Source organism: Streptomyces sp. NBC_01384 (assembly GCF_045040035.1).
Taxonomy (GTDB): Bacteria; Actinomycetota; Actinomycetes; order Streptomycetales; family Streptomycetaceae; genus Streptomyces.
This window is the reverse complement of record NZ_CP109559.1, coordinates 5,139,525-5,154,663: the sequence shown is the minus strand read 5'-3', so window position 1 is coordinate 5,154,663 and position 15,139 is coordinate 5,139,525. Positions and strand designations below refer to the sequence as shown.

Below are 15,139 nucleotides of genomic sequence, written 5' to 3'. Positions count from 1 at the left end.
GACGAGAAGGGCCCGCCCCTGGCTCCCGGGGGCGGGCCCGCTCGTTTTCTCCTGACCCTCGCCGCCGCCACCCGTCCCCTGGGTGGTTCTTTGACTGCGGGTAAGTCGGCTGCGGGTAAGTGGGGGCTGATCGCGCAGTTCCCCGCGCCCCTAAGGGCGCGCCGCCCTCGGCCTGAAGGTTCCGGTGCGGTGGGCGTTCTGGCCGGTGCCCCCAGGGCCACGGTGTATGGCCCGGAGAATGTGACACCTGCGCGGCGAGTGTCACATTCCCGCGGTCGACCACCCGGCCGCAGCCGACTGGCCAACAGCGTCGGTTCACGGGTGGGCAGGGGCGGCGGGTGCGGAGGAAACGGTTTGCCGGAGTCGTTACAGGAACGCCAGGTTCACGATCCAGAAGCTGGCCGCGGCCACCAACGCCGCCGCCGGCATCGTAATGAACCAGCCCATGACGATGTTCTTGGCAACGCCCCAACGGACGGCGTTCAGACGCTTGGTCGCGCCGACACCCATGATCGCGGAGGTGATGACATGCGTCGTGGAGATCGGCGCCTTGAAGAGGTACGCGGTGGCGAACATGATCGACGCCCCCGTCGTCTCCGCGGCAAACCCCTGTGCCGGATCAAGCTCGATGATCTTCCGCCCGAGCGTCCGCATGATCCGCCACCCACCCGCGTACGTCCCCAGCGACAGCATCACCGCACAGACGATCTTCACCCACACCGGAATCGGATCGTCCGCCGTCTGGACGTCACCGATGACGAGCGCCATCACCACGACGCCCATCGTCTTCTGGGCGTCCTGGAGACCGTGACCGAGCGCCATCCCGGCCGCGGACACCGTCTGCGCGATACGGAATCCCCGCTTGGTCTTGTGCGGATTGGCCCGCCGGAACAGCCACATGATCGCGCACATGACCAGATAGCCGACGATCAGACCGACGACCGGCGACAGGAACATCGGGATGATGACCTTGTCCACGACCCCGGACCACAGCACCTTCGTACCGCCCGCGAGCGCGGCCCCCACCAGCCCCCCGAACAGCGCGTGCGAAGAGGACGACGGAAGCCCGAAGTACCAGGTGACCAGGTTCCACACGATGGCCCCGACGAGCGCGGCGAAGAGGATCCCCATCCCCTTCGAGCCCTCGGGCGTCTCGATCAGCCCCTTGCTGACGGTGTTCGCCACCCCGCTGCCGAGGAACGCACCCGCGAGGTTCATCACCGATGCCATGGCGAGCGCGGCCCGCGGAGTCAGCGCCCGCGTGGACACCGACGTGGCGATGGCGTTCGCCGAGTCGTGGAAGCCGTTCGTATACGTGAATCCGAGCGCGACCAGAATGGTCACGACCAGCACAAAGGTGTCCACGAAGCTCAGGACTCCTTGACGGCGATGGTCTCCACCGTGTTCGCCACATGTTCGAACGCGTCGGCCGCTTCCTCCAGCACATCCACGATCTGCTTGAGCTTCAGCACCTCGATGGCGTCGTACTTGCCGTTGAAGAGATGGGCGAGCAGCTTGCGGTGGATCTGGTCCGCCTGGTTCTCCAGCCGGTTGACCTCGATCCAGTACTCCGTGAGGTTGTCCATCGTCCGCAGGTTCGGCATGGCCTCGGCCGTCAGATCGGCAGCGCGCGCCAGCACCTCGATCTGCTGTTCCACACCCTTGGGCAGCTCCTCGACCTGATACAGCACGACCAGGTCGACGGCCTCCTCCATGAAGTCCATGATGTCGTCGAGGGACGAGGCCAGGTTGTAGATGTCCTCGCGGTCGAACGGTGTGATGAAGGAGGAGTTCAGCTGGTGGAAGATCGCGTGAGTGGCGTCATCACCGGCGTGTTCGGCGGCCCGCATGCGCTCTGCGATCTCGGCCCGGGCGGAGGCGTCCGCCCCGAGCAGTTCCATCAGGAGTTTCGAGCCCGTGACGATGTTGTCCGCGGAGGCGGAGAACATGTCATAGAAGCTCGTCTCCCTGGGGGTCAGACGAAAGCGCACGTGGGGTCCTCAGAGTCCTTTTGTTCGGTCAGGCTGATGCTAGGCGCATCATCCGGCCACGGCTAACCGGCCGTCTCCCAGTGTCGCCCATCGGGCACAGTGATCAGCACAGGGTCCGGTACCGGCATCGGGCAAGGGCCCTATACCCAGCAAAGTTCGTTACCATATACCCGCCAGGGGTATATAAACCGCACCAGCGGGAGGACGCGATGACGACCACCGAGGCCGGCGCGACGGCGCCCTCCGGCAACACCGAAACGGCCCAGGAGATCCAGGACATTCCTGACATCCAAGAGACCCGAGAGACCCAGGAGCCTCAGGAGCCCCAAAAGGCCGAGGCGGTCCAGGAAGTCGTGACCGACCACGACCGCGGCGTCCACGGCTACCACAAGCAGAAGGACGAGCACCTCAAGCGGCTGCGCCGTATCGAGGGCCAGGTCCGCGGTCTGCAGCGGATGGTCGACGAGGACGTCTACTGCATCGACATACTCACCCAGGTCTCCGCCTCCACCAAGGCCCTGCAGTCCTTCGCCCTCCAGCTCCTCGAGGAGCATCTGCGCCACTGCGTCGCGGACGCGGCCCTCAAGGGCGGCGACGAGATCGACGCGAAGGTAGAGGAAGCGACGAAGGCGATCGGCCGCCTGCTCCGTACCTGATGAAGGATCACGCGACAGGGCCGACAAAGCCGACGGGGGAGTACGCGCGTACAGACGCAACCAAGGAAGTACCTGCGCAAGGCGGGTCTAGTCCTCCGTGCAGCTCCCCCGCGCACCGCGCTCTTCGGCCACTTTCAGCACCTCGTCGATGCTCTCAAGGCTGAGCCGGTCCTCGTGTGCGGCCGAGGCCGCGATGATCAGATCGCCGCACAGCTCGATCTCGGCGAGGGCCACGTGGTCCTGAACTGCCGTACCGCCGACCGGAGCCACGTGCATCACCTCTTCCTGCCGTCACCGGCTTCCTAGAGTAGGGAGCGGCCTACACACCGCGCATGGCACGGAAGGGCCATTTCCAGCCCCCAACTCGTCCTCACGCACGGGCCGACGCGCGGACCCTCTACGGTTCCGCGATCTTCCCCGCGAAGATGTCCCCGGACTCCGGAAGCCGTACGTGGGCGGGGACCCCGAAGTCGTACAGCAGGGTCGTCGACGCGACCGCGACGGTGCCCTTGTGCTGGTCGTTGACAAAGCTGAACCGGTTCCGGAGTTTGCGGACGCGCCCCTGGTCGTCGAGGTAGGCGTCGAAGGGGACTTCGGCAGTGGCGAACCCTTTCGCCGCCGCCCGCAGTGCCTTCCGGTTCCCCTTCGAGGCACCGGCCGCGGCGATTTCGAGATCCGCGGTCCCGCGATAGTGCCGCACCGGCGTCCCGGCCACCTCGGTCCTCCCCACATACGTCGCCGTCCGCGCCCCCCGCAGCACCTCGGCCGCGGCGAACGGGTCGGTGGCGCCGCCGGTCACCAGGTTCCCGTCGGAGAGGGTGGCCGTCTCGACGCGCACCCACTTGTCGGCGGGGACGCCGGCGCCACGGTTCTTCATGAACAGGGCGCCCGGGGCGAGGAGTTCGGTGATCGGGCGGTGCTCGACGGCGCCGGCGGGATCCTGCGGCAGCAGCACTTCCAGCTGCCCCAGCTGTTCCTTGAAGTCGTAGACGCCCTGGCCGCGGATGGTGACCCGGGTCCCGCCGGTGGCCATCTCCATCGACGTACGGGTCTTCGCGCTGCCGACGCGCCGCAAGGTGTCGGCGGCCCGGTGCAGTACCTCGACGGTGGTGGTGCCGGCGCGCGCGTCCTCGGCGCCGGCCCGGCCGACGGAACACCCGCCGACACCGACCATGAGCCCCGTCACCGCGACCGCGACGACGCCCGCACTCATCCGCCTATGCCGTTGCGCCACCATCGTCTGCCGACCCCCAGCCGGTCCGTCCCGGGCCCTCCTGACGTTCCGGTTAACGACGGGTAGGGACGCCCGTCACGCGGCAGGGATTCATTTGCTTGCCTTGGGTAACGTTGTTGGTGTGGCGCAGCCGGACGACACCCATCCCAGCCGGGAACACCGAACGACGACGATCGAACAGGGCCGCTTCTGCTTGGCCCGCTGCACCTGCGGCTGGCGAGGCCCGGCCCGCCGGGCCCGCAGCCTGGCCCGTACGGACGCCCAGGGCCACACGGAGGGCACCCGATGAAGATCCGTGAAGACGGGGCGATATCCGCGTGTGATCACGGTCATGTCGCGGTTCCGTCCCACGCCCGTACGCTGTGGAACTCCCGTGAGCGGACACCCGTCTCGTCCCACGCACAGGGAAGCAACGGGAGGCACACATGCAACGGCGTACGTTCATAGGTGGCGGCGCGGCCGCACTCGCGGTGGCGGCCACGGCCGCGTGCAACGGCAAGGACAGCGGCGGCAAGGCCTCGGGTGCCACGGACACGGCCGACACCTCCCTGCGCACGGCCACCACCGGTACGGGCACCACCAGTACGGGCACCGGCACCAGCACCACCCGCGCCGCCGCGAACTGGACCGCCCTCGCCAAGGATCTGGACGGTGCCCTGGTCCGCCCCGGCGACCGCAGTTGGTCGGTGGCCCACCAGCTGTACAACACCCGCTTCGACTCCCTGAAGCCCACCGCCGTCGCGTACGTCGCCCACGCGGACGACATCCGTACGACCATGGCCTACGCCCGCGCCCACAACATCCCGCTGTCGATCCGCAACGGCGGCCATTCCTACGCGGGTTGGTCCTCCGGAAACGGCCGCCTCATCCTCGACGTCTCCAAGCTGAACACCATCCGGGCGTCCGCGAACGAGGCGGTGATCGGCGCCGGTTCCAAACTGATCGACGTCTACCGGGCGCTCACCGCGAAGGGCGTCACGATCCCGGCCGGTTCCTGCCCGACCGTCGGCGTCTCCGGTCTGACCCTCGGCGGCGGCCACGGCGTGGTCTCCCGCGCGTACGGCCTGACCTGCGACAGCCTCACCCAGGCGACGCTGATCACGGCGGACGGCAAGCAACTCGTCGCGAACGCGAGCGAGAACAAGGACCTCTTCTGGGCCCTGCGCGGCGCGGGCAACGGCAACTTCGGCGTCGTCACCGAGCTCCGCTTCAAGACCCACCCCGCCCCGCAGGCCGTCTCCGCGTACATGACCTGGCCCTGGGCGAAGGCCGCCGCCGTGGTGAAGGCCTGGCAGGAGTGGGGCCCGGACCAGCCGGACGAAATCTGGTCCGCGCTCCACCTGGAGAACGGCAGCGGCACCCCCACCGTCGCCGTCGCCGCCTTCTCCCTCGGCACCTACGGCGAACTCCAGAACGCCGTGGACCGCCTGGCCACCCAGGTCGGCGCCCCCGCGCGCAGCGTCTCGCTCAGAAAGCACTCGTACAACGAGGCGATGGAGGCGTACGCGGGCTGCTCCTCGTTCCCCACCGAGGCCCAGTGCCACCTGCCGGGCTCGACGCCGGGCCGTTCCCCGCAGGGCGCCCTCGGCCGTGAGACGTACGCGGCCCGCTCGGACTTCTTCGACCGCTCGATCTCCGCGGCCGGCATCCAGACGCTGCTGAACCAGATCTCCTCGGTGCACGGCGGCGCGGGCAGCATCGCGCTCACGGCGCTCGGCGGCGCGGTCAACCGGGTCTCGCCGACCGCGACGGCCTTCGTGCACCGGCGTTCCCGGATGCTCGCCCAGTACATCGCCTCCTGGGGCGCCGGCGCCTCCGGCACCACGGCCCAGTCCTGGCTGACCTCCGCCCACACGGCGATGGCTCCCCACGCCTCCGGCGCCGCCTACCAGAACTACACGGACCCGACCCTCACCAACTGGCGCCAGGCGTACTACGGCGACGCCGCGACCCGCCTCACGGCCCTGAAGAAGCAGTACGACCCGAACCGCTTCTTCTCCTTCCCTCAAGCGCTGTGACCACTCCGTAGGGGAGCTCTCACGCGGCGAGGTCCGGCTCCTCCGGCCGCTCCGCCCGGGCCCCGGGAATCAACGCGCCCTGCCCCGCACGCCGCGCCCGAATCAGCCGGCCGCCGTGCGGCGACCGCTCCACGGCCTTCATCACCGGGGTCAGCAGGGCCATGGCGAGCGGGGACAGCAGCAGGGCGACGGCGGTGCCGAGGGCGAAGCCGCCGATGACGTCCGTCGGGTAGTGCACGCCCATGTAGACCCGGCAGAAGCCTTCGAGGAGCGCGATCCCTATCCCGGCGAGCCCGAACCTCCGGTCCGCGACGAACAGCCCGACTGCCATCGCCATGGTGAGCGTCGCGTGGTCGCTCACGAAGGAGAAGTCGGACTTGCCGCTGACCAGCACATCGAGCCCTTGGTGGTCGACGAAGGGCCGGGGGCGCTCCACGAAGCCCCGTATCGGCACGTTCACCAGCACCGCGATGCCCGCGGCGAGCGGCGCCCAGACGAGCGCGGCCACCGACGAGGCGGCGTTCTCCTCGCCGCGCCGCCGCACGGTCCACCAGCACCACAGCACCAGCAGGACCGTCGCGAGCAGCAGCCCGTACTCGCCGACGAATTCCATGCCCCGGTCGAACCAGTGCGGTGCGTCCTTGGCGAGGCCATTGATGTCGTACAGCAGATCGACGTCGGGGTTCGAACCGGATTCGGCGAGTCCAGCCATGGTGCTGCGGCCCCTTCGTCGTCTTTCCCGCGGGCGCACCTTTCCGTGCGCCGCCCGATCCACCCCCGTGGTCGTAGATCCGCTTACGTCAACGTCCTACGTCAACAGGAACGCACACTCCCCATCAGTACGTTCCACTCTCCACCGAATGATCACGTAGACGTTATCGAAGAGAGATACATCGCCGCAGCTCAGAGGCCGGTCACACCGTCGTGGGCAACGCTTTCGCGCCATCCTCGGTCACGCGGGTGGCGCCGAAGTAGTCGGGGGTGTCGATGGGGTCGAAGCGGATGACGGCACCCGTCCGCGGCGCGTCGATCATGTACCCGCCACCCACATAGATCCCGACGTGCCGGATGGCCCGGGAGTCGGTGAGGTCGTCGGAGAAGAACACCAGATCACCCGGCAGCAGTTCCTTGCGCGCGGGGTGCGGTCCGGCGTTGTACTGGTCGTTGGCGACCCGCGGCAGGGAGACCCCCACAGTGTCGTACGCGGCCTTCGTCAACCCCGAGCAGTCGAAGCGTCCGCCCTGGTCAGCGCTGCCGTCGCCACCCCACAGGTAGGGCGTGCCGAGCCTCTTCTGCGCGTAGGTGATCGCCGCGGCGGCCTGCCTCGACGGATCCACCCGGGTCACCGGCCGGGCGAAACTCTTCTCCAGCGTCGTGATCGTCTTCACGTAATTCTGGGTCTCCTTGTACGGCGGCACGCCTCCGTACTTGATGACCGCGTAAGCCCCCGCGTTGTAGGCGGCGAGCATGTTCTCGGTGACGTTCCCCGGCGCGTCCTTCACATACGAGGCGAGCTTGCAGTCGTACGAGGCGGCCGACGGAATCGCGTCATTTGGATCCCATACGTCGCGCTTGCCGTCCCCGTTGCCGTCGATTCCGTGCGTGGCCCAGGTCCCCGGGATGAATTGCGCTATCCCTTCCGCCGCCGCCGGACTCTTGGCGTTCGGATTGAACCCGCTCTCCTGATACAGCTGCGCGGCCAGCAGTGCGGGATTGATCGCGCCGCAGAGATTGCCCCATTGCTGTACGAGCGTCTGGTACGCGGCCGGCACGGCGCCCTTGGCGAGCCCCACCGAGCCTCCGCCGACCCCGTTGGCGAGGTTTCCCGCGACGACGTAGACGCCGACGACGAGCAGCATCATGAAGGCGAGTCCCGTCCCGGCAACGGCGGTAGCCACGATCCATGCCTTACGCACCGTCAACCGCCCCTCGCCGCCCGGGAGTCCACCGGACGTCAGTCTAGAGGCGACCCCTGCGCGAGGAAACGATCACACACGACAAGAAACCGAAGCTCGGAGTGCGCCCCCACCCGACCCCGCACGCCCCCAACCCCGCTCCGCGCGCGGCCAATCCGCCCCGTGCGCCCCTAACCCGCCCGGCGCGCCGCCTTGTAGAGCCTCGCGGCCTCGTTCCCGAGGACGACGCTGTACGAGACGTCGTCGGTGTCCCCACCCGCCTCGTGACCGCCGATGACCCCGACGACGTCCCCGTCGCCGTTCACCCAGGGGCTGCCGCTGGTGCCGGCGGCGAAGGCGGGGCACTCGATGCGCTGTTGGGTGCGACTGTGGACGGTCGGTTTGTTCGTACAGGTGATCGGCGCGTCAAGGGTGCTGGGGTACCCGGTGACGGTGACGGCGGTGGCCCCGGTCTCCCGCCCCGTGGCGAGGGCATTACCGCCGACGACGTCCTCGACACCCTTGCCGCCCCGCTTGGCGACCTCGGCGAAGGCGACGTCGCTGTCCTCGTCCTGACCGCCGGTCCACGCGTCACCGACGTACGTCTTCTGGACGTCCCAGATCCCGTACGGCGCCTTGCCTTCCCGGTACCCGGGCACGAACCGGAGCTTCCCGTCCCCGTCCAGGCAGTGCGCGGCGGTCACGATGAGATTCCGCCCCTCGCTGTGCACGACGGAGGCGGTGCAGAAGTGCCCGCTCAGGCTGTTGCCGCTGCCGAACAGGGCGCCCACGCGGGCGTTCGCCTTGTTCGTGTCGGCCTGCACGGTCACAGCGAACGGCCCGGGGCCGTCATCGGCGGACGCCACGGACGCGGACGTGACGGCGAGCATCACGACCACGACGAACAAAGCGTTCCGCCGGTTACCTGGGGGACGAGTGGTGCGCTTCATTGGTTCACACTCTGGCTCACGGAATTAAGAAAAATCCTGGAACCACACTGAGAATCTCCTATGAGTCACCGGCGGGAGCCAACGGGTCACGACGACACGTACACCGTACGACCCTTCCTCAGCCCCTGCACACACACTCGGCCCACAACAGTTTCCCGCCCCGCCCCGAACCCAGGGCATACGCACCCCAGGCCTCCGCACAGGCCTGCACGAGCTGCAGCCCACGACCACTCTCCGCACTGTCCACAGCCTGTGGACGAACGTCGCCGAACCCGGGCGGAACCTTTGGGTCGGAGTCCCACACGGCGATCCGCAGCCGCTCGGATTCGACCCCGCGGATGCGGAGAGCGTACGGGCCCTGGGTATGCAGATGGGCGTTGGTGAGCAGCTCGGAGGCGAGCAGCTCGGCGGTGGGGGTGAGTGCGGTGAGCCCGTGGGCGGCGAGGACGGTCCGGAGGGTGGCGCGGGCGATGCCCGGGGCGCGGGGATCGTGGGGGAGTCGGAGGGTGTAGGCCCAGGACGGCGATACGGTTGCCATGGGAAGTCTCCCGGTTCGGAGGGGAGTTGGGTGATTTGGATACATTGCCCAGTGACCGCGGCCGCTCCGTCGAGCGGGGTGCTTCTGGGCGGGGCGCCCGAGTAATAAGGTAGTGGCGCCAGATGTCATGCATGACATGAATGCCTGAGTATCCATGACTTACCACCCATATGGGTGACCAGCCGCAACAAGGAGGCGGGCCAGCCGATGAGAAACAACCCGACGGGTCGCCAACTCCGGTTCGGCGGTGAGCTGCGCAAACTGCGCGAGCGCGCAGGATTGAGCGCCACCCAGGCCGGTCAACTGATCGGCGCTCAGCAGAGCCAGATCAGCAACATGGAGGCCGGGCGCATCGGCGTGAGCGCCGAACGCGTGCGTACGCTGGCCTGCCATTACAAGTGCCCGGACAAGGCGCTCGTCGACGCACTCGCGGACATGACCTCGGGGCGCAAGCGCGGCTGGTGGGAGGAGTACCGCGAGATCCTCCCCGCCGCTCTGCTGGACCTCGCCGAGGTGGAGCACCACGCCTGGCGCCTGCGTACCGCGGTCACGGTGCACATCCCTGGCCTGTTCCAGACCATCGATCACGCCCGTGAGCTGTTCCGGCAAGTCGTACCCGAGTTCTCACCACCGGAGATCGAGCACCGGGTGTCGTTCCGCATCAAGCGCCAGACCGTCCTCTTCAGGGACGCCCCCACCACTCAGGTGGCGATCATCCACGAGGCGGCCCTGCGCATGCAGTTCGGCGGCCTCACCGTGGCCAAGGCCCAGTTGCGGCACCTGCTGGACATGAGCGAGCGGGACCACATCACCCTGAAGGTGCTCCCGTTCGCCGCCGGATCCTTCCCCGGTTCCGGCCAGTCGATCTTCTACTCCAGCGGCCCGGTTCCTCAGCTCGACACCGTGCATCTCGACCAGTCCCACGGCCCCGTGTTCCTCGACGCCGAAGCTCAGCTGCGGATGTACCGCGTTCTCCTCGACCGGATGGAATCCGTGTCCCTCGACCCCGAGCACTCCCGCGATTTCATCCACAAGCTGATCCACGATCTGTGAAAGGGACCGAAATGCTCCAGCACACCTCCTGGCAGAGGTCGTCCTACTGCGGATCGGGCGACTCGTGCGTGCACGTCACCGCCACCGCCACCGCCACCCGAATACATCTCACCGAGAGCAGCGACCCCCGCGGAGCGATACTCACCGCCGCCCCCGCCGCCTTCCGCACCCTCCTCCTGACCCTGAAGGAAGAACCCCGTGGCTGACGTCCCCTCGAACCTCGACTGGGTCCGCGCCGCCCCCGACGACGCGACCGGACCCGGCCCCTGGATCGAACTCGCCTTCGGCCCCGACGACCTGGTCTACATCCGCGAGACCAGTGACCCCGAGAACGTCGTCACGACCACCCAGAAGAAGTGGGACGCCTTCGTTCTCGGCGTACAGGCAGGTGAGTTCGACCACTTCGTGGAGGGAGTGGAGGACGGCGCACCGTAGGGACGCCGTCGCCCCCCACCCGCCACCAGGACACCCTTCTCAGAAACCGTGAACACTTCCGCGCAAAGTGTTCACGGTTTCCAGCAGCCCCCCGACGGAGCCGGCACCGCCGCGCTCCCCTTGCCCCCTTGCTCCCCTTGCTCCCCTTGAGTCAAGTCAAGCCGACGTCAACTTCCAGCCATCAAGGGGCCATTGGGCGGTAACCCGATCACCCGGGTTCAGTAAGGCGGAAGTCAGAATTCCAGATCTCTCTTGTTTGTCACGTACTCAACAAGCGAGTGTCTACGCGGGTCACACGACCCGGCCGCCGGGGACACCGTACCGACGGCACAGCACCCGCACCGCCCCTGTCAACCTCTCTCAGGAGCTGTACGTTGCGTACTTCACCCCCCATTCCCCCCACATCCCCCACGCCCGGCACCAGATCGGCCGCACACACCAATTGGCGCCGTATAGGCTCCGCGGCCGCCGCCACCGCCGCCCTCCTGGCAGCCGGTTTCGGCACCGCCGTCGACGCGAGCGCCGCCCCCGCCACCACGACGACGGCCAACGCCACGGCCGCGTCCACCTCCTCCAAGGTGACCTGGACCCGTTCCTGCGCCGAGCCCAAGAAGAAGGGGGAGATGGCCTGCAACGCGCTGCGCGTGACCGGCGGTGTCACCGCCTTCATGAAGGCCAACGCCCACGCGAACGCCGTCACCCCCAAGGCCGCCGCCGCCTCCCCCACCGGCTACGGCCCCAGTGACCTCCAGAACGCGTACGGCCTGACCGACGCCGCCGCGTCCAACGGTTCCGGCGAGACCATCGCGATCGTCGACGCGTACGACGACCCGAACGCGGCCTCCGACCTCGCGGCGTACCGCTCGTACTACGGCCTGTCGGCCTGCACCGTCGCCAACGGCTGCTTCAAGAAGGTCAGCCAGACCGGCTCCACGACCTCCCTCCCCACCGCCGACAGCGGCTGGGCCGGCGAGATCTCGCTCGACCTCGACATGGCCAGCGCCGTCTGCCCGAACTGCAACATCACGCTGGTCGAGGCGAAGTCCTCCTCCATGGCCAACCTCGGCACCGCGGTGAACGAGGCGGTCAAGCTCGGCGCGAAGTACGTCTCCAACAGCTACGGCGGCTCGGAGTCCTCCTCCGACACCTCCTACGACAGCTCGTACTTCAACCACCCGGGCGTCGCCATCACGGTCAGCGCGGGCGACGCGGGCTACGGCGCCGAGTACCCGGCGGCCTCCAAGTACGTGACCTCCGTCGGCGGCACCGCCCTCTCCTCCAGCTCCAACAGCCGTGGCTGGACCGAGAAGGTGTGGAACACCAGCAGCACCGAGGGCACCGGCTCGGGCTGCTCCTCGTACGACGCGAAGCCGAGCTGGCAGACCGACGCCTCCTGCTCGAAGCGCATGATCGCGGACGTCTCGGCGGTCGCCGACCCGGCGACCGGCGTCTCGGTCTACGACACCTACGGCGACGGCACCGGCTGGGTCACCTACGGCGGCACCAGCGCCTCGTCGCCGATCATCGCGGGTGTGTACGCCCTGGCCGGCACCCCGTCCAGCGGCTCGTACCCGGCGCAGTTCCCGTACAACTCGGCCGGCACCTCGGCCCTCAACGACGTGACCTCCGGCAGCAACGGCTCCTGCTCCACGAGCTACTTCTGCACCGCCAAGTCGGGCTACGACGGCCCGACCGGCTGGGGCACCCCCGAGGGGATCGACGCCTTCACCGGCTGATCGCGGCACCCTCCGCACGGCACGGAGCCGCCGGGCGACGGAGTAAGTGGGGATCCACCGGCGGCACCCGAGACGGGCCGCGGCAGCCGGCCGCGGCCCGTTCGCCGTCTCTTCCAACCGGTAAACATCCTTGGTACATCCCTTGAACCGCCTGTGCGTTGAGTCAAGCGGCGCTCAGCCCCAGGCCATCGAGCGTCCATCGAAAAGTAACGCACCGGCCTCGTTCAGTAATGCGGAAGTCAGGATTCCAGACCCCTCTTGTTGTCACGTACTCAACAAGAGGATGGTCATCGGCGGGCCGCTCGGCCCTCCGCCGGGGACACCGTACCGGCGGCGCACCCGCACTGCCCCTGTCAATCACTCTCAGGAGGCTGTACGTTGCGTACCTCGATCCCCCAAGAGCCTGCCAGACCCGCCGTACGTGGCAAATGGCGTCGCATAGGCGCCGCGGCCGCCACCACCGCGGCCCTCGTACTGGCCGGTTTCGGCACCGCCGTCGACGCGAGCGCCGCCCCCGCCACCACGACGACGGCCAAGGCCACGGCCGCGTCCACCTCCTCCAAGGTGACCTGGAGCCCGGCCTGTTCCACGCCCGCGAGGGGCCAGATGGCCTGCAAGGCGCTCCGTGTCACCGGCGGTACGACCGCGTTCCAGAAGGCCAACGCCCACGCGGACGCCGTCACCCCCAAGGCCGCCAACGCCGCCACCCCGTCCGGCTACGGGCCCAGCAACCTCCAGAGCGCCTACGGCCTGACCTCCGCCGCCGCCTCCAACGGAGCGGGCGAGACGATCGCGATCGTCGACGCGTACAACGACCCGAACGCCGAGGCGGACCTCGCCAAGTACCGCTCGTACTACGGCCTGTCGGCCTGCACCACCGCCAACGGCTGCTTCAAGAAGGTCAGCCAGACCGGCTCGACGACCTCCCTGCCCTCCAGTGATTCCGGCTGGTCCGAGGAAATCTCCCTGGACGTCGACATGGCCAGCGCCATCTGCCCGAACTGCAACATCCTGCTCGTCGAGGCCACCTCCGCCACCATGGCCAACCTCGGCAAGGCGGTGAACGAGGCGGTCACCCTGGGCGCGAAGTACGTCTCCAACAGCTACGGCGGCTCGGAGTCGTCCTCGGACTCCACGTACGACACCTCGTACTTCAACCACCCGGGCGTCGCCATCACGGTCAGCGCGGGCGACTCCGGCTACGGCGCCGAGTACCCGGCGGCCTCCAAGTACGTGACCTCTGTCGGCGGCACCGCCCTGTCCACCAGCTCCAACAGCCGCGGCTGGACCGAGAGCGTGTGGGAGACCAGCAGCACCGAGGGCACCGGCTCGGGCTGCTCCTCGTACGACGCGAAGCCGACCTGGCAGACCGACACGGGCTGCTCGAAGCGGACCATCGCCGACGTCTCGGCCGTCGCCGACCCCGCCACCGGCGTCTCGGTCTACGACTCCTACGGGGTCACGGCCGGCTGGTACACCTTCGGCGGCACCAGCGCGTCCTCGCCGATCATCGCCGGTGTGTACGCCCTCGGCGGCACCCCGTCCAGCAGCTCCTACCCGGCTCAGTTCCCGTACGCGGCGGCCGGCACCTCGGCCCTCAACGACGTGACCTCCGGCAGCAACGGCAGCTGCAGCTCCAGCTACCTCTGCACCGCCAAGTCGGGCTACGACGGCCCGACCGGCTGGGGCACCCCGGAGGGAGTGGCGGCCTTCACGGGCTGACGCGCAAGGAAGCGGGGGGGAGCTGCCGGCGGGCGTACGTGGGGTCCCTCCGGCAGTGCGGGAGAACGGGCCGCGGCAACCAGCCGCGGCCCGTTTCCGTGTGCCACGACGACGGGGGATAGCCTTCAGGAGGGGCCACGCGTCCACATCAGGCAGACGCGCGACCTGGAGAACATCGGCTCGACAGCCCGTCAGAAACAGGACAGGCAGGCGGGGATGCTACGAGGTCGGCAGGGCAACGGCCCCGCAGACTTCGTAGAAGGGGTTAACGACGGAACCACACCACAGGTTCCGTTCCGACTTCATTGCCCGTCGTGACCAGCCGTGATACACAGAGTGACCATACGACTCTTCGCATACCGTGGCACGCTCCCCGAATGGGTCCCGCGTGCGCCGGTGACAAGGGATTCGTAGGAAACCCGCCAATCAATGACGCCAAGTCGACATACGACAGCGACATTGTCAGCGAGAATGGGCCCGACCTCTGCGCGCAGTGGCAGGGGGTGCAGAACTACCCACTAGGGGCGGTGACTTACATGCTTTTCGCAGCCGACAAGGGCGACATCACCACAATCATCGGCGGAATCGCCCCGAACTGGGGTCCCTTCGGCAGCCTGGGCAACGAGGCCAAGACGATGATCCAGGTCGTGATGGCGGTCGCCATCCTGCTCTGCCTCGGGATCGCGATCTGGGGAGCGGCGAAGCAACGCATCGGAGCGACGGCGCTCCGCGACACGTTCAGCGCCGAACAGGGCAAGGGTCTGATCATCGCGGGCCTCACCGGAGTCTTCATCATCGGCTCCCTCGGCACGCTCTTCACCATCGTGTACGGCATGGCCGTCTAGCCCCGGCCGGGCGCCCGGCTCGTCTCTTGCTTTTCCTCTCTTTTCCTTTCCTTCCCTACCCGATCG

At 68.2% G+C, this 15,139-nt stretch carries 17 protein-coding genes; 9 read left to right on the top strand and 8 right to left on the bottom strand.

Going from position 1 to position 15,139, the window contains the following annotated elements; translation table 11 throughout:
• Positions 1-366 precede the first annotated feature (366 nt).
• A complete protein-coding gene (locus tag OG747_RS23705) occupies positions 367-1,365 on the bottom strand; it encodes an anion permease (RefSeq protein ID WP_405881339.1) in 999 nt (332 codons plus the stop codon).
• 5 nt (positions 1,366-1,370) lie between these two features.
• Positions 1,371-1,991: a DUF47 domain-containing protein gene (locus OG747_RS23700; protein WP_405881338.1), complete on the bottom strand. Its 621-nt coding sequence runs from the start codon at positions 1,989-1,991 to the stop codon at positions 1,371-1,373.
• 209 nt (positions 1,992-2,200) lie between these two features.
• On the opposite strand from OG747_RS23700, the gene OG747_RS23695 reads away from it, so the two are divergent.
• Positions 2,201-2,647: a metal-sensitive transcriptional regulator gene (locus tag OG747_RS23695; protein ID WP_405881337.1), complete on the top strand. Its 447-nt coding sequence runs from the start codon at positions 2,201-2,203 to the stop codon at positions 2,645-2,647.
• Positions 2,648-2,734: 87 nt separating this feature from the next.
• On the opposite strand, the gene OG747_RS23690 is transcribed toward OG747_RS23695, so the two are convergent.
• On the bottom strand, positions 2,735-2,923 hold the full coding sequence (locus OG747_RS23690) for a hypothetical protein (RefSeq protein WP_405881336.1): 189 nt from the start codon (positions 2,921-2,923) through the stop codon (positions 2,735-2,737).
• A 121-nt stretch (positions 2,924-3,044) separates the two neighbouring features.
• Positions 3,045-3,884, bottom strand: coding sequence for a hypothetical protein (locus OG747_RS23685; RefSeq protein WP_405881335.1), 840 nt, complete (start codon positions 3,882-3,884; stop codon positions 3,045-3,047).
• 118 nt (positions 3,885-4,002) lie between these two features.
• Between OG747_RS23685 and OG747_RS23680 the strand changes: the two genes are divergently transcribed.
• Positions 4,003-4,170 (top strand): hypothetical protein, encoded by a 168-nt coding sequence (locus tag OG747_RS23680; protein ID WP_405881334.1) that lies wholly within the window; start codon positions 4,003-4,005, stop codon positions 4,168-4,170.
• Between the two features lie 136 nt (positions 4,171-4,306).
• Positions 4,307-5,899: an FAD-binding oxidoreductase gene (locus OG747_RS23675; protein WP_405881333.1), complete on the top strand. Its 1,593-nt coding sequence runs from the start codon at positions 4,307-4,309 to the stop codon at positions 5,897-5,899.
• A 19-nt stretch (positions 5,900-5,918) separates the two neighbouring features.
• On the opposite strand, the gene OG747_RS23670 is transcribed toward OG747_RS23675, so the two are convergent.
• From OG747_RS23670 to OG747_RS23655, 4 genes are all read right to left on the bottom strand, one after another.
• Positions 5,919-6,611, bottom strand: coding sequence for a phosphatase PAP2 family protein (locus OG747_RS23670; protein WP_405881332.1), 693 nt, complete (start codon positions 6,609-6,611; stop codon positions 5,919-5,921).
• A gap of 202 nt (positions 6,612-6,813) precedes the next feature.
• The gene (locus tag OG747_RS23665; protein WP_405881331.1) at positions 6,814-7,821 is read right to left on the bottom strand and encodes an NlpC/P60 family protein; all 1,008 of its coding nucleotides are present in this window, start codon (positions 7,819-7,821) and stop codon (positions 6,814-6,816) included.
• Between the two features lie 164 nt (positions 7,822-7,985).
• Positions 7,986-8,744 carry a trypsin-like serine peptidase gene (locus tag OG747_RS23660; RefSeq protein WP_405881330.1) on the bottom strand — a complete coding sequence of 253 codons (759 nt, stop codon included), beginning with the start codon at positions 8,742-8,744 and terminating at the stop codon, positions 7,986-7,988.
• A gap of 118 nt (positions 8,745-8,862) precedes the next feature.
• Positions 8,863-9,282: an ATP-binding protein gene (locus tag OG747_RS23655; protein ID WP_405881329.1), complete on the bottom strand. Its 420-nt coding sequence runs from the start codon at positions 9,280-9,282 to the stop codon at positions 8,863-8,865.
• Positions 9,283-9,489: 207 nt separating this feature from the next.
• Here OG747_RS23655 and OG747_RS23650 point away from each other — a divergent pair, with 207 nt between their 5' ends.
• From OG747_RS23650 to OG747_RS23625, 6 genes are all read left to right on the top strand, one after another.
• Entirely contained in the window at positions 9,490-10,335 is an 846-nt protein-coding gene (locus OG747_RS23650) for a helix-turn-helix domain-containing protein (RefSeq protein WP_405881328.1), read from the top strand.
• Positions 10,336-10,346: 11 nt separating this feature from the next.
• Positions 10,347-10,541: a DUF397 domain-containing protein gene (locus OG747_RS23645; protein WP_405881327.1), complete on the top strand. Its 195-nt coding sequence runs from the start codon at positions 10,347-10,349 to the stop codon at positions 10,539-10,541.
• The gene (locus OG747_RS23640) at positions 10,534-10,770 is read left to right on the top strand and encodes a DUF397 domain-containing protein (RefSeq protein WP_405881326.1); all 237 of its coding nucleotides are present in this window, start codon (positions 10,534-10,536) and stop codon (positions 10,768-10,770) included. Before OG747_RS23645 ends, OG747_RS23640 begins: the two co-directional genes overlap by 8 nt.
• A 374-nt stretch (positions 10,771-11,144) precedes the next feature.
• Positions 11,145-12,506 carry a peptidase S8 gene (locus OG747_RS23635; RefSeq protein WP_405881325.1) on the top strand — a complete coding sequence of 454 codons (1,362 nt, stop codon included), beginning with the start codon at positions 11,145-11,147 and terminating at the stop codon, positions 12,504-12,506.
• Positions 12,507-12,884: 378 nt separating this feature from the next.
• On the top strand, positions 12,885-14,228 hold the full coding sequence (locus tag OG747_RS23630; RefSeq protein WP_405881324.1) for a peptidase S8: 1,344 nt from the start codon (positions 12,885-12,887) through the stop codon (positions 14,226-14,228).
• Between the two features lie 536 nt (positions 14,229-14,764).
• Positions 14,765-15,073, top strand: a complete 309-nt coding sequence (locus tag OG747_RS23625; RefSeq protein WP_405881323.1) for a hypothetical protein — start codon at positions 14,765-14,767, stop codon at positions 15,071-15,073.
• The last annotated feature ends 66 nt before the right edge of the window (positions 15,074-15,139 follow it).